At 69.4% G+C, this 25944-nt stretch carries 26 protein-coding genes, 1 pseudogene and 1 riboswitch; of the genes and pseudogenes, 15 read left to right on the plus strand and 12 right to left on the minus strand.

Features of this window, described 5'->3' with window-relative positions; translation table 11 throughout:
- Nucleotides 1-74: 74 nt before the first annotated feature.
- Nucleotides 75-524: a hypothetical protein gene (locus tag HWX58_RS00205; RefSeq protein ID WP_175984952.1), complete on the plus strand. Its 450-nt coding sequence runs from the start codon at nucleotides 75-77 to the stop codon at nucleotides 522-524.
- A 2-nt stretch (nucleotides 525-526) separates the two neighbouring features.
- On the opposite strand, the gene HWX58_RS00210 is transcribed toward HWX58_RS00205, so the two are convergent.
- Nucleotides 527-2086 carry an ABC transporter ATP-binding protein gene (locus tag HWX58_RS00210; protein WP_175984953.1) on the minus strand — a complete coding sequence of 520 codons (1560 nt, stop codon included), beginning with the start codon at nucleotides 2084-2086 and terminating at the stop codon, nucleotides 527-529.
- A 109-nt stretch (nucleotides 2087-2195) separates the two neighbouring features.
- Here HWX58_RS00210 and HWX58_RS00215 point away from each other — a divergent pair, with 109 nt between their 5' ends.
- The 3 genes from HWX58_RS00215 to HWX58_RS00225 all read left to right on the plus strand — a co-directional run bounded on the left by HWX58_RS00215 (nucleotide 2196) and on the right by HWX58_RS00225 (nucleotide 7294).
- A complete protein-coding gene (locus HWX58_RS00215; RefSeq protein WP_250646016.1) occupies nucleotides 2196-3257 on the plus strand; it encodes an enoyl-CoA hydratase/isomerase family protein in 1062 nt (353 codons plus the stop codon).
- Between the two features lie 162 nt (nucleotides 3258-3419).
- Nucleotides 3420-5147 (plus strand): ABC transporter ATP-binding protein, encoded by a 1728-nt coding sequence (locus tag HWX58_RS00220; RefSeq protein ID WP_175984955.1) that lies wholly within the window; start codon nucleotides 3420-3422, stop codon nucleotides 5145-5147.
- Nucleotides 5144-7294, plus strand: coding sequence for an ABC transporter ATP-binding protein (locus HWX58_RS00225; RefSeq protein WP_250646017.1), 2151 nt, complete (start codon nucleotides 5144-5146; stop codon nucleotides 7292-7294). Before HWX58_RS00220 ends, HWX58_RS00225 begins: the two co-directional genes overlap by 4 nt.
- A gap of 76 nt (nucleotides 7295-7370) precedes the next feature.
- On the opposite strand, the gene HWX58_RS00230 is transcribed toward HWX58_RS00225, so the two are convergent.
- The gene (locus tag HWX58_RS00230; protein ID WP_175984956.1) at nucleotides 7371-8882 is read right to left on the minus strand and encodes a D-alanyl-D-alanine carboxypeptidase family protein; all 1512 of its coding nucleotides are present in this window, start codon (nucleotides 8880-8882) and stop codon (nucleotides 7371-7373) included.
- Nucleotides 8883-8949: 67 nt separating this feature from the next.
- Nucleotides 8950-9061, plus strand: a riboswitch (TPP riboswitch).
- Between HWX58_RS00230 and HWX58_RS00235 the strand changes: the two genes are divergently transcribed.
- From HWX58_RS00235 to HWX58_RS00245, 3 genes are all read left to right on the plus strand, one after another.
- Complete coding sequence (locus HWX58_RS00235) at nucleotides 9054-9692, plus strand: ECF transporter S component (protein WP_175984957.1); 639 nt, start codon at nucleotides 9054-9056, stop codon at nucleotides 9690-9692. It overlaps the preceding riboswitch by 8 nt.
- A 1-nt stretch (nucleotide 9693) precedes the next feature.
- Nucleotides 9694-11190 (plus strand): ABC transporter ATP-binding protein, encoded by a 1497-nt coding sequence (locus tag HWX58_RS00240; RefSeq protein WP_175984958.1) that lies wholly within the window; start codon nucleotides 9694-9696, stop codon nucleotides 11188-11190.
- A complete protein-coding gene (locus HWX58_RS00245) occupies nucleotides 11187-11996 on the plus strand; it encodes an energy-coupling factor transporter transmembrane component T family protein (RefSeq protein WP_175984959.1) in 810 nt (269 codons plus the stop codon). The genes HWX58_RS00240 and HWX58_RS00245 overlap by 4 nt, the downstream gene beginning before the upstream one ends.
- Nucleotides 11997-12270: 274 nt before the next feature.
- On the opposite strand, the gene HWX58_RS00250 is transcribed toward HWX58_RS00245, so the two are convergent.
- The gene (locus HWX58_RS00250; RefSeq protein WP_175984960.1) at nucleotides 12271-12633 is read right to left on the minus strand and encodes a DUF488 domain-containing protein; all 363 of its coding nucleotides are present in this window, start codon (nucleotides 12631-12633) and stop codon (nucleotides 12271-12273) included.
- A 95-nt stretch (nucleotides 12634-12728) separates the two neighbouring features.
- Here HWX58_RS00250 and HWX58_RS00255 point away from each other — a divergent pair, with 95 nt between their 5' ends.
- Complete coding sequence (locus HWX58_RS00255) at nucleotides 12729-13490, plus strand: SDR family NAD(P)-dependent oxidoreductase (RefSeq protein WP_175984961.1); 762 nt, start codon at nucleotides 12729-12731, stop codon at nucleotides 13488-13490.
- A gap of 31 nt (nucleotides 13491-13521) precedes the next feature.
- Nucleotides 13522-14355, plus strand: coding sequence for an SDR family oxidoreductase (locus tag HWX58_RS00260; protein ID WP_175984962.1), 834 nt, complete (start codon nucleotides 13522-13524; stop codon nucleotides 14353-14355).
- A 30-nt stretch (nucleotides 14356-14385) separates the two neighbouring features.
- On the opposite strand, the pseudogene HWX58_RS00265 reads toward HWX58_RS00260, so the two are convergent.
- Both HWX58_RS00265 and HWX58_RS00270 read right to left on the minus strand, forming a co-directional pair.
- A pseudogene (locus tag HWX58_RS00265) lies at nucleotides 14386-14912 on the minus strand (TSUP family transporter).
- A 2-nt stretch (nucleotides 14913-14914) separates the two neighbouring features.
- Nucleotides 14915-15553, minus strand: coding sequence for a bifunctional 4-hydroxy-2-oxoglutarate aldolase/2-dehydro-3-deoxy-phosphogluconate aldolase (locus HWX58_RS00270; RefSeq protein ID WP_175984963.1), 639 nt, complete (start codon nucleotides 15551-15553; stop codon nucleotides 14915-14917).
- Nucleotides 15554-15667: 114 nt separating this feature from the next.
- Here HWX58_RS00270 and rlmN point away from each other — a divergent pair, with 114 nt between their 5' ends.
- The 4 genes from rlmN to HWX58_RS00290 all read left to right on the plus strand — a co-directional run bounded on the left by rlmN (nucleotide 15668) and on the right by HWX58_RS00290 (nucleotide 20236).
- A complete protein-coding gene (rlmN, locus tag HWX58_RS00275; protein WP_175984964.1) occupies nucleotides 15668-16918 on the plus strand; it encodes a dual-specificity RNA methyltransferase RlmN in 1251 nt (416 codons plus the stop codon).
- A gap of 43 nt (nucleotides 16919-16961) precedes the next feature.
- Nucleotides 16962-18581, plus strand: coding sequence for a DUF4407 domain-containing protein (locus tag HWX58_RS00280; RefSeq protein WP_175984965.1), 1620 nt, complete (start codon nucleotides 16962-16964; stop codon nucleotides 18579-18581).
- A 104-nt stretch (nucleotides 18582-18685) separates the two neighbouring features.
- Nucleotides 18686-19180, plus strand: a complete 495-nt coding sequence (locus tag HWX58_RS00285; RefSeq protein ID WP_175984966.1) for a hypothetical protein — start codon at nucleotides 18686-18688, stop codon at nucleotides 19178-19180.
- Between the two features lie 42 nt (nucleotides 19181-19222).
- Nucleotides 19223-20236, plus strand: coding sequence for an aldo/keto reductase family protein (locus HWX58_RS00290; RefSeq protein ID WP_175984967.1), 1014 nt, complete (start codon nucleotides 19223-19225; stop codon nucleotides 20234-20236).
- 18 nt (nucleotides 20237-20254) lie between these two features.
- Here the strand turns inward: HWX58_RS00290 and HWX58_RS00295 are convergent, their stop codons facing one another.
- Genes HWX58_RS00295 through HWX58_RS00320 form a run of 6 tightly spaced genes read right to left on the minus strand, consistent with a single transcriptional unit; the run spans nucleotide 20255 to nucleotide 23484 of the window.
- The gene (locus tag HWX58_RS00295) at nucleotides 20255-20758 is read right to left on the minus strand and encodes a glycine cleavage system transcriptional repressor (protein ID WP_175984968.1); all 504 of its coding nucleotides are present in this window, start codon (nucleotides 20756-20758) and stop codon (nucleotides 20255-20257) included.
- Nucleotides 20759-20776: 18 nt separating this feature from the next.
- The gene (locus tag HWX58_RS00300; RefSeq protein WP_250646018.1) at nucleotides 20777-20947 is read right to left on the minus strand and encodes a hypothetical protein; all 171 of its coding nucleotides are present in this window, start codon (nucleotides 20945-20947) and stop codon (nucleotides 20777-20779) included.
- A gap of 52 nt (nucleotides 20948-20999) precedes the next feature.
- Nucleotides 21000-21251, minus strand: coding sequence for a hypothetical protein (locus HWX58_RS00305; protein WP_175984969.1), 252 nt, complete (start codon nucleotides 21249-21251; stop codon nucleotides 21000-21002).
- Nucleotides 21252-21283: 32 nt separating this feature from the next.
- Nucleotides 21284-22099 (minus strand): GntR family transcriptional regulator, encoded by an 816-nt coding sequence (locus HWX58_RS00310; RefSeq protein WP_175984970.1) that lies wholly within the window; start codon nucleotides 22097-22099, stop codon nucleotides 21284-21286.
- Nucleotides 22100-22498: a D-ribose pyranase gene (gene rbsD, locus HWX58_RS00315; protein WP_175984971.1), complete on the minus strand. Its 399-nt coding sequence runs from the start codon at nucleotides 22496-22498 to the stop codon at nucleotides 22100-22102.
- 17 nt (nucleotides 22499-22515) lie between these two features.
- Nucleotides 22516-23484 carry a ribokinase gene (locus tag HWX58_RS00320; RefSeq protein WP_175984972.1) on the minus strand — a complete coding sequence of 323 codons (969 nt, stop codon included), beginning with the start codon at nucleotides 23482-23484 and terminating at the stop codon, nucleotides 22516-22518.
- A 98-nt stretch (nucleotides 23485-23582) separates the two neighbouring features.
- Here HWX58_RS00320 and HWX58_RS00325 point away from each other — a divergent pair, with 98 nt between their 5' ends.
- Complete coding sequence (locus HWX58_RS00325; protein WP_175984973.1) at nucleotides 23583-24251, plus strand: transaldolase family protein; 669 nt, start codon at nucleotides 23583-23585, stop codon at nucleotides 24249-24251.
- A 75-nt stretch (nucleotides 24252-24326) separates the two neighbouring features.
- On the opposite strand, the gene HWX58_RS00330 is transcribed toward HWX58_RS00325, so the two are convergent.
- Entirely contained in the window at nucleotides 24327-25004 is a 678-nt protein-coding gene (locus HWX58_RS00330) for a FadR/GntR family transcriptional regulator (RefSeq protein WP_175984974.1), read from the minus strand.
- A 55-nt stretch (nucleotides 25005-25059) separates the two neighbouring features.
- On the opposite strand from HWX58_RS00330, the gene HWX58_RS00335 reads away from it, so the two are divergent.
- Nucleotides 25060-25941, plus strand: a complete 882-nt coding sequence (locus HWX58_RS00335) for an amidohydrolase family protein (RefSeq protein ID WP_175984975.1) — start codon at nucleotides 25060-25062, stop codon at nucleotides 25939-25941.
- Nucleotides 25942-25944 lie beyond the last annotated feature (3 nt).

Below are 25944 nucleotides of genomic sequence, written 5' to 3' on the forward strand. Positions count from 1 at the left end.
CGCACAACGCGATCGTTGTCGGGCTGTGAGGAAGTCGCACGCCGTTTACAGGTCGACGCTGGCAGACTGGACGAATGGTGACCCTGTTCCTGGACCAGACGCAACTCGAGGTTGTGCTCTCTCCGGTCGAGCGTGCGGCCACGTTCCACCGCGAGAACCTGCGGATCGCGCGGGAGACCATCACGAAGGTGCAGCTCACCGATGACGCGTGGACCTGGTTGCGCGGCGTCCCGGGGCCGGGCACGCACCTCCCCGGCATCCTCGCCGCGGGCACCTGGAAGGCGGCTGCGACGACGGACTTCGTCCTCATCCGCCGGCGCCGGCCGAGCGTGGTCATCGATCTCGACGGCGACGAGCAGTTCCAGCGGTTGATCTTCACCACCCGGCACGGACTCGCCCTCACGCAGGCGCTTCGGCTCGATGCATCGGAGGAGCCGGTGGACGTCGTCGAACTCGCGGGAACGGCGCCGATTCCGGTCGTGACGGGACGTCAGCGGCCGGTCATCCGGCCGCGCCCGGTCTGAGCTCAGCCCCGGTCGGACTCTTCGGAGTCGTGCTCGGGCGCGCCCTCTGCTGCGCTCTCATCGGGTGCAGTTCCCTCGTGCGGTGCCTCGCCGTCGGCCGGAGCGTCTTCGGGTGCGGCGTCGTCAGTGGCGGCCTCGTCAGGGGCGGCCTCGTCGAACCCCGGGACGATGTCGATCACGCGGGTGGCGTCGTCGGCATCGGCGGTTTCGGACTCTGCTTGGCCCTCGGCTGCTTCGGGTTCCTCCGCGGCCCCGGCCTCGACGGCCCCGGCCTCGACGGCCTCGACCTCGGCCGCCGCGCCGCTCGGGTCGGTGACCGGGTTCGCGAACATGCTGGCGACAGCGGCGAGACCGGCCAGGCCCGGCAGCGGGCGCTCGTCGGTGGATGCTTCGGAGGAAGCAGACGCTTCGCCCGCCTCCGTGGTCTCAGCGTCGACCAGCGCAGTGTCGTCGTCGCGCGGAGCGTCGTCCAGCGGTGCGTCGTCGTCCTGCGACGCGGCGTCGTCGCGCGACGAGTCGTCCTCCTGCGACGCGGCGTCGAGCGAAGCGAGTCGAAGCCGCTCGTCCTCGTCGGAGGCTTCCCCGGCAGCAGCCGGCTCCGCATCCCCGGCATCCGTCATCTCGAACAGCGTGTCCGCGTCTGTCGTCGCAGCCGGCTCCGGGCGGACGTACCGGTCGTTGACGAGGTCGAGGAAGACGTCCTCGAGCGTCGGACCGCGCTGCTGCAGAGTCGTCAGCGCGACGCCGGCGCGCGCCGTGACGCGACCGATCGTCGCGGCGTCGCTGCCGCGGACGGTGAGGCCGGATCGCAGGATCTCGTACTCGTATCCGGCATCCGCCAGCGCACCCGACAGGGCATCGCGATCGGGAGCATCCACGACGACGGGCCCGCTGCGGGGGTCGGCGAGATCTTCCATGGTGCCGGCGAACTTCAGCTCGCCGCGCGCGATCACGAGGATCTCGTCGGCGATCTGCTCGACCTCCGACAGGACGTGCGACGAGACCAGGACGGTGCGTCCTTCGTCGGCGAGGCCGCGGATGAGCGTGCGCATCCAGCGGATGCCCTCGGGATCGAGCCCGTTGGCCGGCTCGTCGAGCACGAGGACTCCGGGGTCTCCGAGCAGAGCGGTCGCCGCGCTCAGGCGCTGGCGCATCCCGAGCGACAGGGCGGCGATGCGGGTGTCGACGTCGGCATCGAGTCCGACGAAGGAGATGAGCTCGCCGACGCGGCCCAGCGGGATGCCGTTCGCCTTGGCCGTCGTGATCAGGTGGCGCTCGACCGTGCGACGGGCGCGGAAGCCGGGGTCGTCGAGCATCGCGCCGATGACGCGGGCGGGGCTGCGCAGCTCCGCGTAGCGGGAGCCGCCGATCGTGGCCGTGCCGCTGGTCGGCCGCTCGAGCCCGAGCAGCATCCGCAGAGTCGTGGTCTTGCCCGCGCCGTTGGGCCCGAGGAACCCGGTGACGACCCCCGGATTGACGCGCGCGGAGAAGTCCGACACCGCGGCGACCGCGCCGAAGCGCTTGGTCGCACGGTCGAACTCGATCAGCTGTCCGTCTGCCATCAAGTGCCTTTCCTGCATGGGCGTTCTCCCCATCTTGCCGGAAAACACGCAGAATTCCGCATCGACCGAGCGCAGAAACCCCAGAACAGGCCCATGTAACGTGGCCAGGGTGACTGACATCGACGCCGAGCCCACCGTTCTCGTTCGCACCGAGGGTGCGCTGGGGCGGCTCACCCTCAACCGGCCGAAGGCGATCAACGCGCTCGACCTCGACATGATCGGGCAGCTCACCGCCGCCCTCAACGCCTGGCGCGCCGACACCGACATCGACATCGTCCTGCTCGACGGGGCCGGCGACCGCGGGCTGTGCGCCGGCGGCGACGTGCGCGCTCTCTACGACCAGGTCACAGCCGGCGAGGCGCAGAGGACGGCAGATTTCTTCCGTGCCGAGTACGCCTTGAACCTCATGATCTCCGAGTATCCGAAGCCGATCGTCGCGATCGCCGACGGCATCACGATGGGCGGCGGCATCGGCCTCGCCGGCCACGCCGCGATCCGCATCGTCACCGAGCGCAGCCGGCTGGCCATGCCGGAGACCCGCATCGGATTCACCCCCGACGTCGGCGGCACGTATCTGCTGGGCCGGTCCCCGGGACGCCTCGGCGAGTACCTGGGGCTCACCGGGGGCATCATGACGGCGGCGGATGCGGTGTACGCCGGCTTCGCGGATCACTACGTGCCCTCGCAGCGGCTCGACGACCTGCGCGAGGCGCTGCGCAACCGCGCCGATCCGACGAGCCCGTCCGAACTCGTGCTGCTGTTCGATGAGACGCCCGAGGCCTCGGCGCTCGCGGGGGAGCGCGCCTGGATCGACGAGGTCTTCTCCGCGGACTCCGTGGGCGAGATCGCGGATCGGCTCTCCGCACGCGCAGAGGTGTCGGCATCCGCCACCGCAGCCACGCTCGCCGAGCTGTCGCCGACGGGCCTCGCGGTGACGCTGGATGCCGTGCGCGAGGCGCGCGAGGGCACCCTTCGGGATGCGCTGATCGGCGAGTACCGGCGCGTGATGTGGTTCGCGACGCAGCATCCCGACCTCGCCGAGGGCATTCGAGCGCAACTGGTCGACAAGGACCGCTCGCCGCGGTGGCAGCCGGCGACGATCGTGGAACTCGCCGAGGATGCCGGTGCCGGCGCTCGCGGATACGTCCCGGAGACCCCGCTGTTCGGCTGACGACGACGTCGCAGGTTCTTGGACGCGGGTGAGAAATCCGGTCTCATCTGCGGGTCGTTCGCCTTGAGCGGATAATCCTCACGGGGGATGGGCAATGTCGGCGGGTCGTGGCACGCTAGCTTCTGGCCCTTTCGGGCTCTTCTCCAGAAGGACTCCTCCTCCATGCTCGGAAAACTCCTCTTCCGCTATCTCTCCAAGTACTGGCCGTTGCTGGTCGGCGTGCTGGTCTTCCAGTTCGCCAGCGCCCTGGCCACGCTCTACCTGCCCCGCCTGAACGCCGACATCATCGACCAGGGCGTCGCGGCCGCCGACACCGGGTACATCTGGCGCACCGGCGCCTGGATGCTCGTCGTGTCGCTGGGCCAGATCGTCTGCTCGGTCGTCGCCACGTACTTCGCCGCGAAGGCGGCCATGAGCGTCGGCCGCGACATCCGCTCCGACGTGTTCGCGCGCGTGAGTAGCTTCTCGGAGCGCGAGGTGTCGCAGTTCGGCGCCGGCTCCCTCATCACCCGCAACACCAATGACGTGCAGCAGGTGCAGATGCTGGCGATGATGGGCGCGACCATGTTCGTCACCGCGCCGCTGCTCGCCATCGGCGGCATCATCATGGCCGTGCAGCAGGACGTCGGCCTCAGCTGGCTGATCGCCGTCTCCGTGCCCGTGCTGCTGATCGTCGCCGTGCTGATCATCATGCGCATGGTCCCGCTGTTCCGCAAGAACCAGGGCAAGCTCGACCAGATCAACCGCGTCATGCGCGAGCAGCTCACCGGCGTCCGCGTCGTCCGCGCCTTCGTGCGCGAACGCGTCGAGGAGGAGCGGTTCCGCGAGACGAACACCGACCTCATGAAGCTCGGCCGCAACATCGGCTCGCTGTTCGTGCTGCTGTTCCCGCTGTTCATGCTGATCCTCAACGTCACCGTGGTCGGCGTCATCTGGTTCGGCGGACTCGAGGTGCAGAACGGCAACGTCGAGGTCGGCACGCTGTTCGCCTTCATGCAGTACATCGGCCAGATCATGATGGGCGTCATCATGTCGAGCTTCATGGCGATGATGATCCCGCGTGCGGCCGTCTCGGCAGAGCGCGTCGGCGAGGTGCTCGACGCCGAGTCGAGCCTCGAGCGTCCCGAGGACGGCGCAACCGACTTCCCGGTGCCCGGCACCGTGATGTTCGAGGACGTCGAGTTCACCTACCCCGGAGCCGACTCCGCGGTGCTCAGGAACATCTCGTTCGGCGCGGAGCGCGGCCAGACCGTCGCGATCGTCGGATCCACCGGCGCCGGCAAGACGACGCTGGTCTCGCTCATCCCGCGGCTGTTCGACGTCACCGGCGGCACGGTGCGGGTCGGCGGCGTCGATGTGCGCGAGGCCGACATGGACGCGCTGTGGAAGACGATCGGCCTCGTGCCGCAGCGTCCGTTCCTGTTCACCGGAACGATCGCGTCGAACCTGCGCTACGGCCGGTCCGATGCCACGGACGAGGAACTGTGGCGAGCGCTCGAGATCGCCCAGGCCAAGGACTTCGTCTCCGAGATGCCCGACGGGCTCGAGACCCGCATCGCCCAGGGCGGCACCAACGTCTCCGGCGGTCAGCGCCAGCGTCTGGCGATCGCCCGAGCCCTGGTGCACCAGCCCGAGATCCTCGTCTTCGACGACTCGTTCTCGGCGCTGGACCTGACGACGGACGCCAGGCTCCGGCAGGCGCTCTGGCGAGAACTGCCGCAGGTGACGAAGATCGTCGTCGCCCAGCGCGTTTCCACGATCACGGATGCCGACCGCATCGTGGTCCTTGAAGGAGGAGAGATGGTCGGCGTCGGCACGCACGACGAACTCGTCGAGACCAACGACACCTACCGCGAGATCGTCGAGTCGCAGCTGGGGGTGGACGCATGAGCGGCAACGCCCCCACTCCTGGGTCCGACGCACAGGTGGGCCCCACCGAGACGCTGACTCCCGAGGAGCAGTACGAGGCGGAGCTCGCCGAGGCGGCGCGTCAGAACTCCGGCGACTGGGACGCCATCAAGCCGGGCAAGGCCGACAACTTCGGCAAGAGCTTCGCCCGCATGATCGGGCTGCTCAAGCCCTCCGCCGCCTGGTTCGTGCTGGTGTCGTTCTTCGGCGCCGTCGGCGTCGTGCTCACGGTCGCCGCACCCAAGGTGCTCGGCGAGGCGACCAACCTCATCTACGAGGGCTATATCTCGAAGGTCCTCGGCGACAACGGCGTACCCGCCGGAACGACGCAGGAGCAGGTCGTCGAGATGCTGCGCTCGCAGGGGCAGGACGACTTCGCGAACATGGTGGCCGCGTTCAGCGACTTCCAGGTCGGCGCGGGCATCGACTTCGACCGCCTGCGCTGGGTGATCATCGCGGTGCTGGCGATCTACGTCGTCGCGGCGCTCCTGAGCTGGCTGCAGGGCTACGTCATCAACGTGATCATGGTCCGCACCATGTGGCGCCTGCGCGAGTCCGTCGAGGCGAAGATCAACCGCCTGCCGCTGTCGTACTTCGACAAGGTGCAGCGCGGTGAGCTCATCTCGCGCGTCACGAACGACATCGACAACATCACCCAGACGATGCAGCAGTCGCTGTCGGGCGTGCTGACCTCGGTGCTGACCGTCATCGGCGTGCTGGTCATGATGTTCTCGATCTCGTGGCAGCTCGCCCTGGTCGCCCTCGTCGCGCTCCCGCTGATGGGCGTCATCTTCGGCATCATCGGCCCGCGCTCGCAGAAGGCGTTCGGAACGCAGTGGCGCAAGGTCGGGCGCCTGAACGCCCGCGTCGAGGAGTCCTTCTCGGGCCACGCGCGCGTCAAGGTCTTCGGCCGCGAGCAGGAGGCCCTGGAGAGCTTCCAGGCCGAGAACGAGGAGCTGTACCAGGCGAGCTTCAAGGCGCAGTTCCTGTCGGGCATCATCATGCCCGCCATGACCTTCGTCGGCAGCCTGGCCTTCGTCGGCATCGCAGTGCTCGGCGGTCTGATGGTCGCCAGCGGCCAGCTGCGCCTGGGCGACGTGCAGGCGTTCATCCAGTACTCGCAGCAGTTCACCCAGCCGCTGTCGGAGCTCGGCGGCATGGCGGCGGTCGTGCAGTCCGGCACGGCGTCGGCCGAGCGCGTGTTCGACTTCCTCGACGCCGACGAGCAGGAACCGGATGCCGAGGACGCTGCGGCCCTGCCCGACCCCGATGTCGCCGGCCGTGGCGTCATCGAGTTCGAGGACGTGTGCTTCTCCTACACGCCGGACCGTCCGCTGATCAAGGATCTGTCGTTCCGGGTCGAGCCGGGTCAGACCGTCGCGATCGTCGGGCCGACAGGTGCGGGCAAGACGACTCTGGTGAACCTCATCATGCGGTTCTACGAGCTGAGCTCCGGCCGTATCCTCATCGATGGACAGGACATCGCCGGCGTCACCAGGGAGGAGCTGCGCTCGCGCACCGGCATGGTGCTGCAGGACCCGTGGCTGTTCGCCGGGTCCATCCTCGAGAACATCCGCTACGGCCGTGCCACCGCGACCGATGAGGAAGTCGTCGAGGCGGCCACGGCGACCTACGTCGACCGGTTCGTGCGCTCGCTCCCCGACGGGTACGAGACGATACTCGATGAGGACGCCTCGAACGTGTCGGCCGGTGAGCGTCAGCTGATCACGATCGCGCGCGCGTTCGTGTCGCAGCCGTCGATCCTCATTCTCGACGAGGCGACGAGCGCGGTCGACACGCGCACCGAGCTGCTGCTGCAGCACGCCATGGCGGCACTGCGACAGGGGCGCACGTCGTTCGTGATCGCGCACCGCCTGTCGACGATCCGCGACGCCGACCTCATCCTCGTGATGGAGCACGGCGACATCGTCGAGAAAGGCTCGCACGACGAGCTCATCGCGGCGCAGGGCGCGTACTGGCGTCTCTACCGGTCGCAGTTCGAGCAGGCCGCGACCGACATCGACGCCGAAGAGGCGCTGAGCGATTCGGTCCCCGTCGTCGTGACGGGCGAGGCGTCGGATGCCGAGAGCGTCGCTGCGGGGAGCGCCGAACAGCGCGGCGACAACTGACGCAGGAGTGAGGGGCGGGGCGACCGGGAGGGCGCCCGCCCCTCAGCGTTCCGGTCCGGTCACTTCGTGATGACGGTCACTTCGTGATGATGCCGAGCAGCTGCAGCGGGTGCGTCAGGCGCCACCAGGGGCTCGGACCCGTGACCTCTTCGGCGAGCGAGACATCGACGGACTCGGCATCCACGGGTCCCTGCACGGCGAGCGTGCCGACGTCATCGCCCTCGGCCCGTTGATCCATCAGATCGAGGGTCACGGTCGCGGCCGAGGCTGCTCCGTTCCACTGCACGACGGTGGCGTCGTCGTCCGTGACGATGTCGACCGTCGTGCCCCAGTCCGTCTGGACTCTGCCGACGACCGTGCCGGCGGCGACGGTCGGTCCGGCAGCTGTGAGGTCGGCCTCGACCTGCGTGAACAGGGAGCGCGTCGCCGCGAGCCGGCCCTCGTCATCGTCCTGCCCGAGGACGGCCGCGTACAGGTGCACCGTGACGTCGTCGACCGTCACGTCCTTGGCGGTGAGGAGGTTCCAGTCCTCGCCGAGCGTGCCGGTCTTGATGCCGACGACGCCAGCGTCTGCCAGCATCCCGTTGGTGTTCGTCACCACCCCCGCGCCGGGCAGCTCCACGCTCTTCGTGCCGACGATCTCGGCGAAGACGGGGTTCTGCATGGCGCGCTCGCCGAGCTTCAGCAGGGCGGCGGGTGTGGCCGTGTTGCGGTCGTCGAAGCCCGACGGCGTGACGATCGTGATGTCGCTCAGGCCGCGATCGGCGAGCCACGTCTTCGCCGCAGCGGCGAATTGCGCCTCCGACCCCCAGATCTCCCGCGCGAGCCGGTCGATGTAGTTGTTCGCCGATCCGAGCAGGGTCCCCTGCAGCAGCTGGTACTCGGTCAGTACGCCGTCGACGGGAACATCGAGTGCGGACTGGTCCGAGACGCGGTAGTCCCAGTACTCGACGCTGTCGGCGTACGTGAACGCGTATTCCGGTCCCTGTTCGCCCAGCGCCAGAGGCAGTCGGTCGAGCACCATCAGGCTCGAGACCACCTTCGTCACGCTGGCGATCGGCACGGCTCCGGTCGCCGACGCGACGGAGGACACTCCTGCGATCCCGACGCCCGAGCTGCCCCCGGACGGCCACGTGATGTCGGATGCCGCGGCCGGCGCGATCCGGACCTCGACGGCCGCGGCCACCGGGGCGACGGCGTGCAGCGGCCACAGGAGCATGGAAGCGCCGTAGGCGACCGTGCACAGCGCGAGGGTGCCCAGCGGTACGAGCCAACGCGTGCGCAGCAGTCCGGAACGGGTCCCGGCGAGCAGGTCGTCACCGGACGGGCGGGTCGCCGCAGCACCCAGATCGGCGGGAAGCGTGGTCTCGATGACATCGGCTGTCTCGAGCCAGAGGAGTGCGGTCGCGGGCCGTTCGGCATCCGCCCACTGGACGGCAGGCTCTTGATCCTCGGGCGACTCCGGCGGCGGAACGGGAAGCGGCGCCTCGACGGATGCCGGTGCCGAACCGGTGGGGACCGTGGTGCGTTCCCGGTGAGCACGGAAGGCGCGACGGGTCGTCACAGGCGTCGCATCGTCAATGGTCACCTGCCCACGCTACCCAATCCCCGGTGTCGATCTTGTAACGCCGGGCGCGGGAGGCGGGTATGATCGAGGGCACAACCACGGGAGTCCGGGCGATGCCGGGCTGAGAGGGAGCGAGAAGCGCTTCGACCGTCGAACCTGATCCGGATCATGCCGGCGCAGGGAGGAGCTCAGATGAGTACGTCTACACGCACGCCCGCGATCGCCGAGACGGTCGCACCGAGTCGCTGGCGCTGGCGCGTCGTCGACATCGTCGTCGCCGCCGTCCTCGGCGTCGCGATCGGCCTCGTCTTCTGGGGCTGGAACACCATCGGCTACGCATGGTTCAGCGCCGCCGACGCGCTGCCCCCCGGCTTCGGCGGCATCGCGGTGGGCATCTGGCTGCTCGGCGGCGTCGTCGGCGGCCTCGTGATCCGCAAGCCGGGCGCCGCCCTCGTCGTCGAACTCGTCGCGGCCATCGTCTCGATGCTGATCGGCAACGTCTGGGGAGTATCGACGATCCTCTCCGGCATCGTGCAGGGTCTCGGGGCCGAGCTCATCTTCGCGCTGTTCCTGTACCGCCGCTTCGGCATCGTCGTCGCCGGTCTCGCCGGTGCGGGCGCCGGCATCGCCGCGTGGATCTTCGAGCTGTTCTACGGCAGCTCCCCGAACATCCTGAAGTCCCTCGAGTTCAACACGATCTACCTCGTGTGCCTGATCGTGTCGGGCATCGTGCTCGCCGGTGTCGTGGGCTGGCTGCTGGTGCGCGCCCTCGCCGCCACAGGGGCGCTCAGCCGCTTCGCGGCAGGGCGAGAGCGCATCCGCGAGGTCTGAGATGAGCGGGGCTGGGACCACCCCGGCCCGCGTGCAGGCGGCGGGCTGGGGCTGGCGTTACGCGGGCCGCAGGCGTCCGGCGGTCTCAGACGTCACCTTCACGATCGAGCCCGGCGAGCGCGTACTGCTGCTCGGCGCATCCGGCGCGGGCAAGTCGACCCTGCTCGCCGGGCTCGCAGGAGTCCTCGGCGACGCCGATGAGGGTGAGCGGACCGGCTCGCTGCTCGTCGACGGCGCGGCCCCCGAGGCCCGCCGAGGGCAGGCGGGGCTCGTGATGCAGGACCCGGATGCCGGGATCGTGCTGTCCAAAGTCGGCGACGACGTCGCGTTCGGATGCGAGAACCTCGGCGTGCCGGCATCCGAGATCCCCGATCGTGTCGCGGAGGCCATGGAAGCCGTCGGCCTCGCCGTGCCTCTGCAACGCGCGACCAAGGCGCTCTCCGGAGGGCAGAAGCAGCGTCTCGTGCTCGCCGGTGTCCTGGCGATGCGGCCCGGTCTGCTTCTGCTCGACGAGCCGACCGCGAACCTGGATCCCGAAGGGATCGCCGAGGTGCGGGCGAGCGTCGAGCGCGTCGTCGAGGCGAGTGGCGCCACGCTCGTGGTGGTCGAGCACCGCACGCCGGTATGGGTCGATCTGATGACCCGCGTGATCGTGCTCGGCGCCGACGGGGGGCTGCTTGCCGATGGTGCACCGGATCGGGTGTTCGCCGAGCACGGCCAGATACTGGCGGATGCCGGCGTGTGGGTGCCCGGGCTCGACGTCGAGCTGCCTGAGCTGCCGCCGGCGCCTTCGGGCGCGGAGCCGGTGCTCAGTGATTTCGGCGAGCCAGTGCTCGCGGCATCCGGTCTTGCGATCGCCCGCGAACCGCGCACGATCGTGCAGTCCGGGCTCGAGGTGCGGGTGCCGGGCGGTCACGCGACAGTGATCACCGGACCGAACGGGGTCGGCAAGTCGACGCTCGCTCTCACCCTCGCCGGGCTCATCCCGGAGCGGGCGGGCAGCATCGAATCGGCGGAGTCGCTCGCAGGAAAGAGCGGGCGGCGGCCGATCCGCTGGACCTCGCGAGAACTGCTCACCCGCATCGGCACGGTTTTCCAAGAGCCCGAACACCAGTTCCTCACCCAGACCCTGCGCGACGAGCTCGCCGTAGGGCCGAAGGCGCTCGGCTGGACGGCATCCCGAACGGCATTCGTCGTCGACGGGCTGCTCGAACGCCTCCATCTCGCACCGCTCGCCCTCGCGAACCCGTTCACGCTGTCGGGTGGGCAGAAGCGCCGTCTCTCCGTGGCGACCGTGCTCGCGGCATCCCCCGAGGTCGTCGTGCTCGATGAACCGACCTTCGGGCAGGATCGCCGCGGCTGGGTGGAGCTGGTCGCGCTGCTCCAGGAGGAGATCGCCTCCGGGACGTCGGTCATCGCGGTGACGCATGACGAGGGCGTGGTCCGGCACCTCGGCGGTCAGCGTATCGAGCTGAGCCCGCAGGCGGTGCGCGCATGACGGACTCGCGCCTGAACGATTCGCAGGCGGGTGCTGTCGACCTGGAGCCGCGCGCCTGGCTCGATGGCGTCAATCCGGTCACGAAGATCGTTCTCGCACTGCTGCTGTCCGTGCCGCTGTTCGCCTCGATCGACGTCGTCAGCGGACTCGTCGCGATCGCGTTGCAGCTGCTGTGCCTACCGCTCACCGGCCTGCGTCTGCGGACCGTGATCCGGCGCATCCTGCCAATCGTCGTGTTCGCCCCGATCGCCGGTCTCAGCATGCTGCTCTACGCCGAGCCCGCAGGTCACATCTACTGGAGCTTCGGCTTCGCGACGATCAGCGACGACTCGATCTCGCTCGCGATCGCGGTGAGCCTGCGGGTCGTTGCGCTCGGACTGCCGACGATCATGCTGTTCGGGCGCACCGACCCCACCGAGCTCGCCGACGCCCTGGCACAGGTCGCGAAGCTGCCCAGCCGGTTCGTGCTCGGCATCCTCGCCGGTACCCGGATGCTCGGGCTGTTCCTCGACGACTGGCGCACGATGGGCCTCGCGCGCCGCGCGCGGGGGGTGGGCGACAGCGGAGCGATCCGGCGCTTCTTCTCGATGGCGTTCGTGCTGCTCGTGTTCGCGGTGCGCCGGGGGACCAGGCTCGCGCTCGCGATGGAGGCCCGCGGGTTCGGCTCCGGCATCCCGCGCACCTGGTCTCGGCCGTCGAGCCTGCATGGACGGGATGCCGTCGCGCTGCTCGGTGCGCTGGCGATCATGGCCCTCGCGCTCGCCGCCGCCGTGCTCGCCGGCACCTTCCGGTTCGTCTGGAGCTAGTCCTCGTCGAGCCGCTTCACGAGCCGGCGGTACGTGGTCACCCGGTAGGAGGCGTCGACGAGCTCGGAGATCTCCTGCCAGTCGGTGCCGGCGGTGAGGTCGACACCCAGCCAGCCAGACGGCCCGAGATAGGCGGGCAGAACATCAGCGGATGCGCCATCCGGAATCCCTCACATCGGGTCGCCGCGCCGTGCACAGCTTCGGAACCCCGGTGCGACCCGCCGTCGATTAGGCCACCGTCGCGGCGTGTCGAGCGCCGGATCCGAAGTTGTGCTCATGGCAGCAGTGCTCGCAGCGCCTGCTCGAGGATCACGGCGTGGTTGTGCTTCTCATCATGCGCGGCGTAGACGAGGGTGACGGTGTCGTGCATCTTCAGTTCGCCGGCCAGAGCGTCGAGTGCCGCGGCGGACTCGCCGTCGAGCTCGGCGCGGTAGCGGTCGGCGTAGGTGCCCCAGTCATCATCGGATGCCGCATGCCAGGCCTTGCGCAGCTCCGGGCTCGGAGCGGTGTCCTTGGCCCACAGATCGATCGCCGCGCGCTCCTTCGACAGACCCCGCGGCCACAGCCGATCGACCAGCACACGGAACCCGTCGGAGGATTCGGCGGTGTCGTAGGCTCGCTTGCGACGCAGTTCCATGACCCCAGCCAACACCTCCGTGATCGGAATGACCAGAGGTGACACTGAGAACCGCGTATGCTGACACTGAGTTGCAATCCGTTCGAGGGAGAACCATGCAGATCCAGGGATCCGGTGCGCTGATCACCGGCGGAGCCTCAGGGCTCGGCCTCGCCACCGCCCGCGCGCTCGCGGCCGCGGGTGCGCACGTAACGCTTCTCGACCTGCCGTCGTCGGCCGGCGCCGAGATGGCCGCAGAGCTCGGCGGAGCGTTCGCCCCCGGCGACGTGACGAACGCCGAGGACGCCGCATCTGCCGTCGCCGCCGCGAACGAGCACGCGCCGCTGCGCATCGTCGTCAACTGCGCCGGCGTCGCGACCCCGGCCAAGGTGCTCGACCGCGACGGCAACCCCACCGCGCTCGCCGACTTCGAGCGCGTCATCCGCATCAACCTCGTCGGCACGTTCAACGTCGCATCTCAGGCCGCGGCCGTGATCGCGAAGAACGACCCCACCGACGGCGGGGACCGCGGCGTCATCGTGAACACGGCATCCGTCGCCGCGTTCGACGGTCAGATCGGTCAGCCCGCCTACTCGTCGTCGAAGGGCGGCGTGCACGCCATGACGCTGCCGATAGCCCGCGAGCTCGCGCGCTACGGCATCCGCGTGTGCACGATCGCGCCGGGGATCATGGAGACCCCGATGCTCGCCGGCCTCCCGGAGGCGGCGCAGGCGTCGCTCGGCCAGCAGGTGCCGTACCCCGCGCGCCTCGGCAAGCCCGCCGAGTACGCAGCCCTCGTGCAGAGCATCATCGAGAACGGCTACCTCAACGGCGAGACGATCCGCCTCGACGGCGCGATCCGCATGGCGCCCAAGTAAGCATCCGCAGAACCACCACCCAGGGAGACCCATGAGCACCCTCGCCGGAAAGACCATCCTGATGTCGGGCGGCAGCCGCGGCATCGGCCTCGCCATCGCCCTGCGCGCCGCGCGCGACGGCGCGAACATCGCGATGCTCGCCAAGACCGACACCCCGCATCCGAAGCTCGAGGGCACGATCCACACTGCCGCCGAGCAGATCCGGGCGGCCGGGGGCAACGCCCTCCCGATCGTCGGCGACGTGCGCGACGACGATGACATCACCGAAGCGGTCATGAAGACGCAGGGCGAGTTCGGCGGCATCGACATCGTCATCAACAACGCCAGCGTCATCGACCTCTCGCGCTCGCTCGACCTGGGCGCGAAGAAGTACGACCTCATGCAGGACGTCAACGTCCGCGGGACGTTCATGCTCTCCCGCGCCGCCGTGCCGGTGCTGCGCGGTTCGGCGAACCCGCACATCCTGTCGCTCTCGCCTCCGCTGAACCCGACGCCGAAGTGGCTCGGTGCGCACACCGCCTACACGCTCGCGAAATTCGGCATGACGATGGTGACGCTCGGGTTCGCCGCTGAGTTCGCCGAGGACGGCATCGCCGCGAACACGCTGTGGCCGCGCACGACGATCGCGACCGCGGCGGTGCAGAACCTGCTCGGCGGCGACAAGGTCATGGCCGCCAGCCGCACGGCCGACATCTACGCGGATGCCGCGTATTCGGTGCTCACGAAGCCCGCGGCGTCGTACACGGGCCAGTCGCTCATCGTCGAGGATGTGCTCGAGGCCGACGGCGTGACGGACTTCTCCGGCTACGCCGCCATCCCCGGCACGCCCGACGACCGCCTGTTCCCGGACATATTCCTGGACTGAGCAGCCTTCGCTCGCGCTCGGGTCTCGGCGTCAGAACAGCAGGTAGACCGCCCCGACGATCGTCAGACCGATGACGATCCGGTCGAAGAGGCGCTGATCGATCCGCCGGGCGATGCGCAGGCCGATCAGCGCGCCGATCACGACCAGCGGTGCGAGCACGGCATCCATCAGCAGCACCGGGCCGGGGAACAGCCCGAGACCGGCGAGGAACGGCACCTTGACGATGTTCACGATCGCGAAGAACCATGCCGACGTGCCGAGGAACGTCATGACCTGCGCGCGTGTGGCGAGGAAGTACATCGACATCACGGGGCCGCCCGCGTTGGCGACCATGGTCGTGAAGCCGCCGAGCGTGCCGTACGTGCCCGCCAGCAGCAGATTGCCCCGGGGCGATGGCGCAGGAGGAGCATCGCCGCCGTGGAGGTACGAGCAGGGAGCACTGAGGCGAACAGCGCGATCGCGAGTGTGCTGCCGCCCGGCAGCGCGGTCTTCGAGATGCCGATCGTGACGGCGGCCGCCCCGAGCGCCACCCACGCCCAGGGCAGCAGGTCGGGCAGCGTCACCCGCGCACGGCGGCCAGCGCCGCAGCGAACCGAGCGGCGCGCGCCGTGATGTCGTCCCAGTCCTGCGCGGCGATCGACGCCGAGTTCGCGAGGTCGCCTCCCGCGCCCACTGCGACCGATCCGGCGGCGAACCACGCGGCGAGGTTGTCGGGGCTGACGCCGCCGGTGGGCATGAGTGGAGCATCCGGGAACGGTCCGCGCAGCGCGCCGAAGTAGGACGGCCCGCCGAGGGATGCCGGGAACACCTTCACGACGTCGACGCCGAGCCCCAGTGCCCCCATGATCTCGGTCGGCGTCAGCGCGCCGGTCATCACGACCGCTCCGGTGTCGAGCATCGTGCGGGTGAGGTCGGGCAGGGTGCCGGGGCTCACGAGGAACTCCGCGCCCGCCTCCACGGCGGCGTGGGCCTCGTCGGCCGAGGTCACGGTTCCCGCGCCGACGTACGCGGCATCCCCATGGCGGGCGATGAGCTCGCGGATCACCGCCGGCGCATCGGGTGTGGAGTACGTGACCTCGATGCCCGTCACCCCACCGCGGATGATCGCCTCGGCGGTCTCGAGGGCGGACTCGGGGGAGGGGGCGCGGAGGACGGCGAGGACGCCGGAGGTGCGGGCGCGGGCGAGGCGGTCGGTCATCGGGCTCCTTCATCGGGGGATGCCCCATTCTCGCGGACCCCAGCCTGTAATGACAAGTGCCGTGACTCACGCCGCCCCAGGGCCTTTCCACCTCCCAGCCCGTACCCTGGAGGTATGACCGAGAAATCTCCCATCCGCCTGACGGGGCCTGCGAACCCGCAGGTGCGCCCACGCACCGAGGGCTGGACCCAGAAGAAGGATGAGAGCGGTCGTCCACTGCTGCAGTTCGCCAGCCCGAAGCGCGGCAAGCCGCCGGTGCACCTGGCGGATCTGACGCCGGCCGAGCGCATCGAGAAGGTCAAAGAACTCGGTCTGCCGGGCTTTCGCGCCAAGCAGCTCGCGACGCACTACTTCACGCACTACACGTCCGACCCCGCCGAGATGACCGACCTCCCCGCCGCGCAGCGCGAGGAGCTCGTCGCGGGGATGCTTCCGCCGCTGCTCACCGAGGTGCGGCGCCTCGAGACCGATCGCGGCGACACGATCAAGTTCCTGTGGCGTCTGCATGACGGCGCGCTGGTCGAGTCCGTCCTCATGCGCTACCCGGGCCGGATCACGCTGTGCGTGTCGAGCCAGGCAGGATGCGGCATGAACTGCCCGTTCTGCGCCACCGGACAGGCCGGGCTCACCCGCAACATGTCCACCGCCGAGATCGTCGAGCAGATCGTCCGCGCGAACCGCCTGATCGCCGAGGGCGGTCTCGGCGGCAAGAAGGCCGACGACCACAGCATGGAGCGCGTCAGCAACATCGTCTTCATGGGCATGGGAGAACCGCTCGCGAACTACAAGCGCGTGATGGACGCCGTGCGCATCATGGTCGCCCCGCAGCCCGACGGCCTCGGCATGAGCGCTCGCGGCATCACCGTGTCGACGGTCGGCCTGGTGCCGGCCATCAGAAAGCTGGCGAACGAGAACATCCCCGTCACCTTCGCACTGTCCCTGCACGCGCCCGACGATCATCTGCGCGACGAGCTCATCCCGGTGAACTCGCGCTGGAAGGTGGACGAGGCGCTGGATGCCGCGCACGAGTACTACGAGAAGACCGGTCGCCGCGTCTCGATCGAGTACGCGCTCATCAAGGACATGAACGACCACGCCTGGCGCGCCGACCTGCTGGCGGAGAAGCTCAATCAGCGGGGCCGCGGATGGGTGCACGTCAACCCGATCCCGCTGAACCCGACGCCCGAGTCGGTGTGGACGGCATCCGAGAAGGACGTCACCGACGAGTTCGTCCGCCGGCTCAACGACGCCGGCATCCCGACGACCCTCCGCGACACCCGCGGCAAGGAGATCGACGGCGCCTGCGGCCAGCTCGTCGCGACCACCGAGGATGAGGTCGCCGCGGCCGCCCTCTCCGCGGACTGAGGCTTCCGGCTGTCGCTCAGGCGGAGTTTCGTAGCCTCTAGGGATGTCCTATTCCGCGCATCGCCCTGGCCGTATGGGCTCCGACGGGCAGATTTCGATCGACGGCGAAACCCCTGAGGGCTCCGTCACCGACGAGGATCTCGACTTCCTCCGCAGCTACGAGCCCACCGGCAGCGAGGCGTCCGCGACCGGCGACCAGCCGCGCAGGGCCGAACCCGCAGCTGATGAGCTGGGCGACCTCGAGCGGGCGCAGGGCGTGTTCGGACCCACGAAGATGAAGCGCGCGCAGCGCCGCGCCGCGAAGGCGAAGCGCGAGAACAAGCCGCGCACGCGCGGGTCTCGACTGCGCACCATGGCGATCCTCGGCGGCGCGGACGGCGAGATCCTCGACCGTGTTCCCGGTGAGACGCCGCGATTCGTGCAGATGTTCTTCGTGCTCGCAGGTACCGCGCTCGTCTCGGCGATCTCGATGTTCTTCGCCCTCACCACGGGCGTGCAGGCCGCGATGTGGATCGCCGTTCCCCTCGCGATCGTGTGGGCCGGCATCATCTTCAACCTCGACCGGTTCCTGACATCGACCATGACGTCGACGCGCAGCATCGGAAAGCTCATCGGACTCGCGCTTCCCCGAGTCGCCATGGCGGTCCTGATCGGATTCCTCGTCGCCGAGCCGCTGGTTCTGCAGGTGTTCCACAACGACATCAACCGCGAGGTCGCCGCGACGAACATCGTGCAGGCGCAGTCGGACCAGGATGCTCTCGAGAGCGGCCCGGAGAAGAAGGCGCTGGATGCTGCGACCGCACGGGTCGCCGCGCTCGAGAACCAGGCGGCCACGGGAATCGTCGCCGACACCGAGTCGGGTTCGGCATCCACGACCGCCGCGCAGGCCACCGTCGACGACATCACGTCGAAGATGGCCGAGCAGCAGAAGGTCATCGACCAGGCACGCGCGCTCTACCAATGCGAGCTCACCGGTGAAGGCGCGGGCGAGGTCCCCGGCTGCACGGGGGTCAACGGCGAAGGGTCGAGCTCGGATGCCGCCCAGGCGCAGCTCGCGCAGGCCCAGCAGACCTACGATGCGCTGGCCGCACAGCTGCGCACGGCGAACGACGAACTCGCCGCCGCGGAGACCGCCGCCAAGGAGAACACCGCTTCGTCGGAGTCGGCGAACCGCCAGCAGGCGAACGACCAGCTCCCCGCCGCTCGTGAGACGTACGAGCAGGCGCTCGCCGCTTACAACGCCCGCGCCGACTCCGTCGCGCAGGGGAACGCCGGAGCGGTCGGTCTGCTGAGTCAGATCAGCGCCCTGAACCGCCTCGCCGAGGAGGAGCCGACCATCTGGTGGGCGCACTGGCTCATCGCGGCGCTGTTCTTCATGATCGAGCTGCTCCCCGTCATCGTGAAGGTGCTGACGAGTTACGGCGACCCGTCGCTGTACGAGAAGGCGTACGCGATCCGCAAGCAGGTCGATCTGGATCGGGTGACCGCCGAGGGCTTCCGCGATCGGGCGTCGATCGTGACGACAGCGGATGCTGCGGCATCCGACCCATCTCCGGCATCCGAGGCGCCGGCATCTGCTGCCTCGACCGCCGCCCCCTCGACCACCGACGTGCCGACGCAGCCGATCACCCGCGCCGACCTGCGCGAATCGATCGACGCCTGACTCTCGGAGAAGAGTTTCCGGGCCCGGGATCGATTCCGGGCCCGGAAACTCTTCTTCGCTGACGCGCCGGGTGATCTCCCAGGGTGCGCCAATACGGTCGCCGCATGAACGAACCGCGCCGCGCGACCGTCCTCGTCTCGATTCTCGGTGCGGTCGCCGTCGCCGCGTACGCGGTCTGGGGGGCCCTCCAGATCATCGTCCTGACGCCGCTGGCCGCAGTTCCAGGCCGAAGCCTCGCTGGGATCCGGGGCGAGATGGCAGCGGCCGGTGAGTCGCCGTCGGATGCGGGCCCGGTGATGTTCCTCGTGCTCGGCGTCGTCATCGCGGTGGTCGTCGCCGTGCTCGTGATCCGCACCAGCGCGGACCCGCAACTGGCTGCGCTGCTCTTCCTGGCTGTGCTGACGCTCGGCGCTCCCGCGTTGTTCATCGCCTCTTTCGGGCCGGGCATGAGCCTAAGTGACACGTACTTCGTCTCCGGCGGCGTCACGCTGCCCGGCGTCGCGCCATTGTATGTCGTGAGCGTCGCCGCCGCGTTCGGATGCGTCGTGCTCGGGGCGATCGTCAGTGGGCGAAGCGGGCCGGCACGCGTGATGATCTGACATACCGGCGCCGTGCCGGCCGAGTGGCCGTAGCGTTGAGACATGGTCAACTATCGCTATCTCGGTAACAGCGGCTTCAAAGTCTCGGAGATCACTTACGGCAACTGGGTGACGCACGCCTCCCAGGTCGAGGACGACGCCGCGGTGAAGACCGTGCACGCCGTGCTGGATGCTGGCATCACGACGTTCGACACGGCCGACACCTATGCCAACACCGCGGCTGAGGTCATCCTCGGCAAGGCGCTCGAGGGCCAGAGGCGTGAGAGCCTCGAGATCTTCACCAAGGTGTACTTCCCGACCGGGCCCAAGGGCCCGAACGACACCGGGCTGTCGCGCAAGCACATCCTCGAGTCGATCAACGGTTCGCTGAAGCGTCTCGGCACCGACTACGTCGACCTGTACCAGGCGCACCGCTTCGACTACGAGACACCGCTGGAGGAGACGTTCCAAGCGTTCGCCGACGTCGTCCGGGCCGGCAAGGCCCTCTACATCGGCGTGAGCGAGTGGACGGCAGAGCAGCTGCGCGAGGGCCACGCCCTGGCGAAGCAGCTGGGCGTGCAGCTCATCTCGAACCAGCCGCAGTACTCCATGCTGCACCGCGTCATCGAGGGCAAGGTCGTCCCGGCATCCGAAGAGCTCGGCATCTCGCAGATCGTCTGGTCGCCGATGGCGCAGGGCGTGCTCAGCGGCAAGTACCTGCCCGGTCAGCCCGCGCCGGAGGGCTCGCGCGCGACCGATCCGCACAGCGGCGCCCACTTCATCCAGCGGTTCCTGCAGGATGACATCCTCGAAGCCGTCCAGAAGCTGAAGCCCATCGCCCAGCAGGCGGGCCTCACGATGCCGCAGCTCGCGATCGCCTGGGTGCTGCAGAACAAGAACGTCGCGGCTGCGCTGGTCGGAGCATCCCGCCCCGAGCAGCTCACCGACACCGTCAAGGCGTCGGGCGTGACGCTGGATTCCGACACGCTCACCGCGATCGACGAGGCACTCGGCGACACGGTGAACCGCGACCCGGAGGACACGTACTCGGTCTCCCCGAAGGAGCGACTGGTCTGAGTCGATCTGCGATCGCGCTCAGTCGAGCGTGATGTCGACCTGGAGCTCGGAGGTCAGACGCTCCAGGTCGACACGCAAGGCGGCGAGATCGGCGGCTGCCGGGACCGTCGCCGCAACGGACGCCTCGAACAGGCGTCCGCCGGCCATCGCCGCATCCCGGGTCTCGGTCGTCATGTCGTGGATGCTGAGGTCATGAGCGCGGAGCACGGCAGAGACCTCGCGCACGATCCCCGGTCGGTCGTTGCCGAGGATCTGCAGGGTGATGGGCTGATCGCGAGCCGGAGCATCCGCACCCGTGTGCACCGAGACCGTCAGCGTCCCGTCCAGCGCCCGCAGCGCCTGCTGCAGATCCTCCTCCTGCTCGGCGGGGATCGCGACCTGGATGACTCCCGCGAACACGCCCGCGAGCTCGGCGAGCTGGCTGCTCTCCCAGTTGCCGCCATGCGCGTCGACGATGTCGGCGACGGCGGCGACGAGGCCAGGGCGGTCGGATCCGGCGACGGTGAGGATCAGAGTGGTCATGCCGTCATCGTAACCGGGTCAGTCGTTCCAGACCCCGGTGTCGAGGAACCGCTCGAGATGCGCCCGGTGCGGGGCGAGATCCCAGCCCTGATCGGACACCCAGTCGTCCGCATAGTACGTTCCGGCGTAGCGGGCCCCGCCGTCGCAGATCAACGTCACGACGCTGCCGGTGCGTCCGGCGGCGAGCATGCGTGCGATCAGCTCGAACGCGCCGACGAGATTGGTGCCCTGGTCCAGGAGGTCAGGCGATCCCGGACTGCGCCACCTGCCAGGCGATCACGGCGCCAGCGACGGCGGCGAGCACGACGACGACGATGACGGGCACAAGCCAGCGCGCAGCGCGCTTGGGCGGCCGCACGACCGGAGCGGGCTTCGTCAACGGCCCGGGAGTCGGCGCCGGGCGGTCGGTCAGATCGGCGATCGGCGGTACGGAGCCGGTCTCGGGCTTCTGGGTGGCATCGCCCGGGGCGGCGTCATCTGCGGCGTCGACCATCGTCCGTCATCCTCTCCGAGGCGGCACTCGCCTCAGACAGAGACTGTACCCGCCTGGAACGTGCCTCCGCTGCCATCGACATGCAGAAGCGACGCCTGCGACTGCTCCTGACGCAGCTGGAACTCGAACCGCGACCGGTCGCCGCGGTGCAGGGCGATGAAGTACTCGATCGGCGTTCCCGACGCATCCCGGCTGATGCTGCGCAGACGCAGCAGCGCCGACCCGGCGCTGATCCCGAGGTGGTGAGCCTGGTCGTGCGTCGCGACGGTGGCCTCGGCCGAGCGGACTCCGTCCGTCGCCTGGACTCCGTGCTCCGCGAGCAGCCGGTAGAGGGATGCCTCGGACAGGTCGACGTCGAGAGTCAGCGCACCGACCGCTTCCGGCATCCACGTCGTCGACAGCGACCAGGGCTCGCCGTCGACGTGGCGGAGGCGCTCGAGGGCGATGACCGGCGAGCCGACGGGGATCTCGAGGGCCGCCGCGACATCGGCGTCCGCCTCTTCGCGCTCGTGCCGGAGGATGTCGCTGTGCACGTGGCCGCCGCGGCGCTCCACATCGTCGAACAGGCCGATCAGCGTGTGCACGAGAGACTCACTGGTGCGGGGGCGCGAGACGAACGTTCCCTTGCCCTTGACGCGCTCGACCATGCCTTCGTGCTCGAGCTGGGCGAGCGCCTGCCGGACGACCGTGCGCGAGATGCCGTAGCGCTCGCACAGCCGGTGCTCGCCGGGGAGCGGGTCGCCGGGCTGGAGTCCGTCCCGCTCGATGCCGTCGATGATCAGCTGCCGCAGCTGGTCGTACATCGGGGCGGCCGAGTGCCGATCGATCGTGTCGACGGTGGGGGACATCTAGTACGCCACCCCCGCGTGCAGGATCACGTTCGCGTACGGTGTGAACTCGCCGGAGCGGACGAAGGCGCGGGCGTCGTGGGTGAGCTTTTTGAACTCCACGTGCGGCACGAGCTCGATCTCGATGCCGGGGAGGCGTTCTCGCAGCTGCTCCAGCACCTGGGGGCTGTGATCGGCGACCTCGGCAGAGACGGTCGCACCCTCCACGACGAGCTCGGCGAGCACGGTGTCGAGCACGTCGAAGAACGCCGGCGCACCCGGGCGGTAGGCGAGGTCGATCCGATCCGATCCCGGCGGAATGGGCAGCCCCGCATCGGTCACGACGATGAGGTCGGTGTGGCCGGTCTCGCTGATCACGCGGGAGAGCGCGGGATTTATCGTCGTGGACGTCTTTCGCATGGTGGTGGGGCTCCTGTTCAGGATGCGGCGCGCGCAGCGCTCTCGGTGCGCTCGGCGAGGAAGGCGTCGACCTCATGGCGCTCGGGGAGACTCGGCGAGGCGCCCTGCTTCGTGACGGTCAGAGCGCCGGCGGCGGTGGCCAGGCGCACGGCATCCGTCAACGTCGCGCCGTTCGCGAGCGCCGCGCCCAGGTAGCCCGCGTAGGCGTCGCCGGCGGCGGTGGTGTCGACGGCGTCGACGGGCAGCGGTGGGACGATCGTCGTGCCGTCGGGGGTGACGACGCATGAGCCCTGAGCCGCCAGAGTGATGACGGCCGCGCCGACGCCCTGGTCGAGGAACCAGCGGCCGGCCTGCTCTGCGGATACCGCATCGGTCACCTCGATGCCGCTGAGCACCGAGGCCTCGGTCTCGTTCGGGGTGACGATGTCGATGCTCCGCCACACGTCGGCTGCCAGCGGTGCAGCAGGCGCCGGGTCGAGGATGACCGTGAAGCCGAGCTCGCGGCCGCGTCCGGTGATGTGCGCGGTCAGAGCCGACGGCGTCTCGAGCTGCGTGAGCAGCACGGAGCTCGAGCTCGCCAGCGCATCCAGCGCGGTGTCGATCTGCTCCGTGTTCAGCTCGGCGTTGGCGAGCGGGACCATGACGATGTCGTTCTGGGCCGAGGCGTCCACACGGATGTGCGCGATGCCGGTCGGGCCGGGCACGGTGCGCAGATGGGCGAGGTCGACGCCGGCCTCGGTGAGCCCGTCGACGACGAGGTCCCGGAACAGGTCGTCGCCCACGCACCCGACGAAACTGGTGCGAGCACCGGCTAGACCGGCCGCGACGGCCTGGTTCGCACCCTTGCCGCCGAGGAACAGGGTGAACTGATCGCCGAGGATCGTCTCGCCGCGGGCGGGGAGCCGCTGGGAGAAGGTGGTCACGTCCGCCGTGACGCTCCCGACGATGACGACGCCGGTGCGCCCTTCGGTGGGGGAGGTGGGCATGGGGCTCCTTTGACTTCGCCGTTCGCTGTCATTACATTAGCCGAATCCGCACCTGTAACGACAGGTTGCCGGTCCCCTGCGCTCTCGAGGAGTCCCGCATGCCTGTTGCCGCCATCGCTCCGCGTCTGTACGTCGACAGCGCCGACGTCGAACGGGTCTCGCGCCTGCTCGCGGCGCGGGTCGTGCATGGCGTTACGACGAATCCCACGATCCTCGAGCGGGGTGGTTGCTCGGCCGCGCAGATCCCCGAGCTCTACGCCCGGTGGGAGGGCGAGGGCGCGCCCGAGATCTTCTTCCAGACCTGGGGCGGCAGCGCGGCCGAGATGCTCCGCAACGCCGACGCGACCCGCGCGCTGGGCGACCGGGCTGCGGTCAAGGTCCCCGCGACCGCAGCGGGCTTCGCCGCGGCATCCGCCCTCGTCGCCGATGGAGCGAGCGTTCTCGTGACGGCCGTGTACTCCGTCGGGCAGGCGCTCGCCGCGGCGAGCATCGGCGCGCGGTACATCGCCCCCTACCTCGGGCGCCTGCGGGATGCCGGTGTCGACGGCGACGCTCTCATCGCCCGGATGCAGGAGGTCTGCGCGGGCAGCGAGACGAACGTCCTCGCTGCCAGCCTGCGCTCCGCGGACGACATCGTGTCCCTGCGTATGGCCGGTGTGCCGTACTTCACCGCCGCGCCGGACGTGCTCGACGCACTGCTGCAGCACGACGTCAGCGATTCCTCGGCCGCCGAGTTCGAGGCAGCCATGGGGCGGATCGGCGCGTAACTCTCGAGGCTGCCAGGCCGCCCCGAGACAGCGCAGTGATGGTGCAGTCTTGGCGCGGCCCGGGGGATTCGAGGATCAGGCTGTGGCGGCCTGACGCAGCCAGCGCTCGACTCCGGCGATGTGCGCCGTGGCGAGCGAGGTGGCCAGGTTCGGGTCGTGCTGGGCGATCGCGTCGGCGATCGCACGGTGCTCCGACAGTGTCCGTTCGACCGCGTCCTGCTCGGTGAGACCACGCCAGATGCGCGCCCGGACCGTCTGGCCGCTGAGGCTCTCGATGAGGCTGGCGAGATACGCGTTGCCCGCCATGCGGACGATCTCGCGATGGAAGCGGATGTCGTGCGCGACGAGGTCGTCGATGCTGACCTCGGAGCTGACGGCGTCGAGCTCCTGCTGCAGCGCGCCGATCGCGTCGTCGGAGCCGAGCGTGGCAGCGAGGCCCGTCGCCTGGGACTCCAGCATCCGCCGCACGGCGAAGATCTCGAGGAGCGAGTCGTCGTCGTGCATGTCGGCGACGAACGAGATCGCCTCCAGCAGCAGGTGCGGCTCCAAGCTCGTCACGTACGTGCCGTCGCCGCGCCGCACATCGAGCACGCGGATGACCTCGAGCGCCTTGACCGCCTCGCGCATCGAGTTGCGGCTGAGGCCGAGGCGCTCGGCGAGCTCCTTCTCGGGAGGCAGGCGGTCGCCGGGGGAGAGCTCCCCCGACACGATCATCGCCTTGATCTTCTCGATCGCCTCATCGGTGACAGCCATGAGGGCATCCTAGCGATTGATCGGATGTCTGCTCGGGCTGTGTGAGGATGGGGTCATGCGTGTCGTCGACAGCCACCTGCACCTGTGGGATCCCGACGTCCTCACGTACGACTGGCTCCAGGGCGAGCTGGACGGCACCTTCGCCGTGGAGGCGCTGCGCGAGGACCTGATCGACGATGTCGAGCAGCAGGTCGCGGTGTTCGTGCAGGCGGACCCTCTCCCCAAGCAGGCGCTCGCCGAAGTCCGGTGGGTCGAGTCGATCGCCCGGGAAGCCGGAGTGGTCGCCATCGTGGCGGGCGCCCGATTGGACCGCGTGCGCAAGCTCCGCAAGCACCTCGACGCTCTGGCCGAGCACGAACTCGTCGTCGGCATCCGACACCTGCTCCAGGGAGAGGAGGACGGCTTCGCCCGTCGCCCCGCGTTCATCGAAGGAGCTCGCGAGCTCGCCGCCCGCGACCTCACCTTCGACGCCTGCGTCCGTGCGCATCAGATCCCCGACGTCACGGCGCTCGCCGAGGCGGTACCAGGGCTGCGGATCGTGCTCGACCATCTCGGCAAGCCGGCGATCGGCACGCGGGAGCAGCCTCTCGCGCCCAGCGCGCAGTGGATCCGCGATCTGCGCGCGCTCGCGGCCAACCCGCAGGTCTCGGTCAAGCTCTCCGGGCTCCCCGCCGAATCCCAGGGGCAGATCGACGAGGAGCAGATGGAGCCGTTCCTCGACGTCGCCGCGGATGCGTTCGGCGAGAACCGTCTGATGTGGGGCAGTGACTGGCCCGTCTCGTCCTCGACTCACGACGGCAGCCCCGAGGACACGTACTACTGGCCGGGCAATCGCGACGACTGGTGCCACACGGTCCGCAACTGGGCCGAGGCGCGTGGTCTCGACGATGAGAAGCTGTTCTGGTCGAACGCGGTCCGCTTCTACGGCATCCGCTGAGGT

The sequence above is a fragment of the Microbacterium tenebrionis genome, assembly GCF_903645325.1.
Lineage (GTDB): Bacteria > Actinomycetota > Actinomycetes > Actinomycetales > Microbacteriaceae > Microbacterium > Microbacterium tenebrionis.

Bases quoted from the DNA above. Each gene is read 5' to 3' on its own strand.
- rbsD (WP_175984971.1), bottom strand. From the start codon at position 22,498: ATGCGAAAGACGTCCACGACGATAAATCCCGCGCTCTCCCGCGTGATC.
- HWX58_RS00210 (WP_175984953.1), bottom strand. From the start codon at position 2,086: ATGGCAGACGGACAGCTGATCGAGTTCGACCGTGCGACCAAGCGCTTC.
- HWX58_RS00245 (WP_175984959.1), top strand. From the start codon at position 11,187: ATGACGGACTCGCGCCTGAACGATTCGCAGGCGGGTGCTGTCGACCTG.
- HWX58_RS00260 (WP_175984962.1), top strand. From the start codon at position 13,522: ATGAGCACCCTCGCCGGAAAGACCATCCTGATGTCGGGCGGCAGCCGC.
- HWX58_RS00220 (WP_175984955.1), top strand. From the start codon at position 3,420: ATGCTCGGAAAACTCCTCTTCCGCTATCTCTCCAAGTACTGGCCGTTG.
- rlmN (WP_175984964.1), top strand. From the start codon at position 15,668: ATGACCGAGAAATCTCCCATCCGCCTGACGGGGCCTGCGAACCCGCAG.
- HWX58_RS00225 (WP_250646017.1), top strand. From the start codon at position 5,144: ATGAGCGGCAACGCCCCCACTCCTGGGTCCGACGCACAGGTGGGCCCC.
- HWX58_RS00330 (WP_175984974.1), bottom strand. From the start codon at position 25,004: ATGGCTGTCACCGATGAGGCGATCGAGAAGATCAAGGCGATGATCGTG.
- HWX58_RS00285 (WP_175984966.1), top strand. From the start codon at position 18,686: ATGAACGAACCGCGCCGCGCGACCGTCCTCGTCTCGATTCTCGGTGCG.
- HWX58_RS00240 (WP_175984958.1), top strand. From the start codon at position 9,694: ATGAGCGGGGCTGGGACCACCCCGGCCCGCGTGCAGGCGGCGGGCTGG.
- HWX58_RS00320 (WP_175984972.1), bottom strand. From the start codon at position 23,484: ATGCCCACCTCCCCCACCGAAGGGCGCACCGGCGTCGTCATCGTCGGG.
- HWX58_RS00250 (WP_175984960.1), bottom strand. From the start codon at position 12,633: ATGGAACTGCGTCGCAAGCGAGCCTACGACACCGCCGAATCCTCCGAC.
- HWX58_RS00295 (WP_175984968.1), bottom strand. From the start codon at position 20,758: ATGACCACTCTGATCCTCACCGTCGCCGGATCCGACCGCCCTGGCCTC.
- HWX58_RS00280 (WP_175984965.1), top strand. From the start codon at position 16,962: ATGTCCTATTCCGCGCATCGCCCTGGCCGTATGGGCTCCGACGGGCAG.
- HWX58_RS00290 (WP_175984967.1), top strand. From the start codon at position 19,223: ATGGTCAACTATCGCTATCTCGGTAACAGCGGCTTCAAAGTCTCGGAG.
- HWX58_RS00305 (WP_175984969.1), bottom strand. From the start codon at position 21,251: ATGGTCGACGCCGCAGATGACGCCGCCCCGGGCGATGCCACCCAGAAG.
- HWX58_RS00255 (WP_175984961.1), top strand. From the start codon at position 12,729: ATGCAGATCCAGGGATCCGGTGCGCTGATCACCGGCGGAGCCTCAGGG.
- HWX58_RS00205 (WP_175984952.1), top strand. From the start codon at position 75: ATGGTGACCCTGTTCCTGGACCAGACGCAACTCGAGGTTGTGCTCTCT.
- HWX58_RS00310 (WP_175984970.1), bottom strand. From the start codon at position 22,099: ATGTCCCCCACCGTCGACACGATCGATCGGCACTCGGCCGCCCCGATG.
- HWX58_RS00270 (WP_175984963.1), bottom strand. From the start codon at position 15,553: ATGACCGACCGCCTCGCCCGCGCCCGCACCTCCGGCGTCCTCGCCGTC.
- HWX58_RS00300 (WP_250646018.1), bottom strand. From the start codon at position 20,947: ATGCTCGCCGCCGGACGCACCGGCAGCGTCGTGACGTTGATCTGCGAC.
- HWX58_RS00235 (WP_175984957.1), top strand. From the start codon at position 9,054: ATGAGTACGTCTACACGCACGCCCGCGATCGCCGAGACGGTCGCACCG.
- HWX58_RS00325 (WP_175984973.1), top strand. From the start codon at position 23,583: ATGCCTGTTGCCGCCATCGCTCCGCGTCTGTACGTCGACAGCGCCGAC.
- HWX58_RS00335 (WP_175984975.1), top strand. From the start codon at position 25,060: ATGCGTGTCGTCGACAGCCACCTGCACCTGTGGGATCCCGACGTCCTC.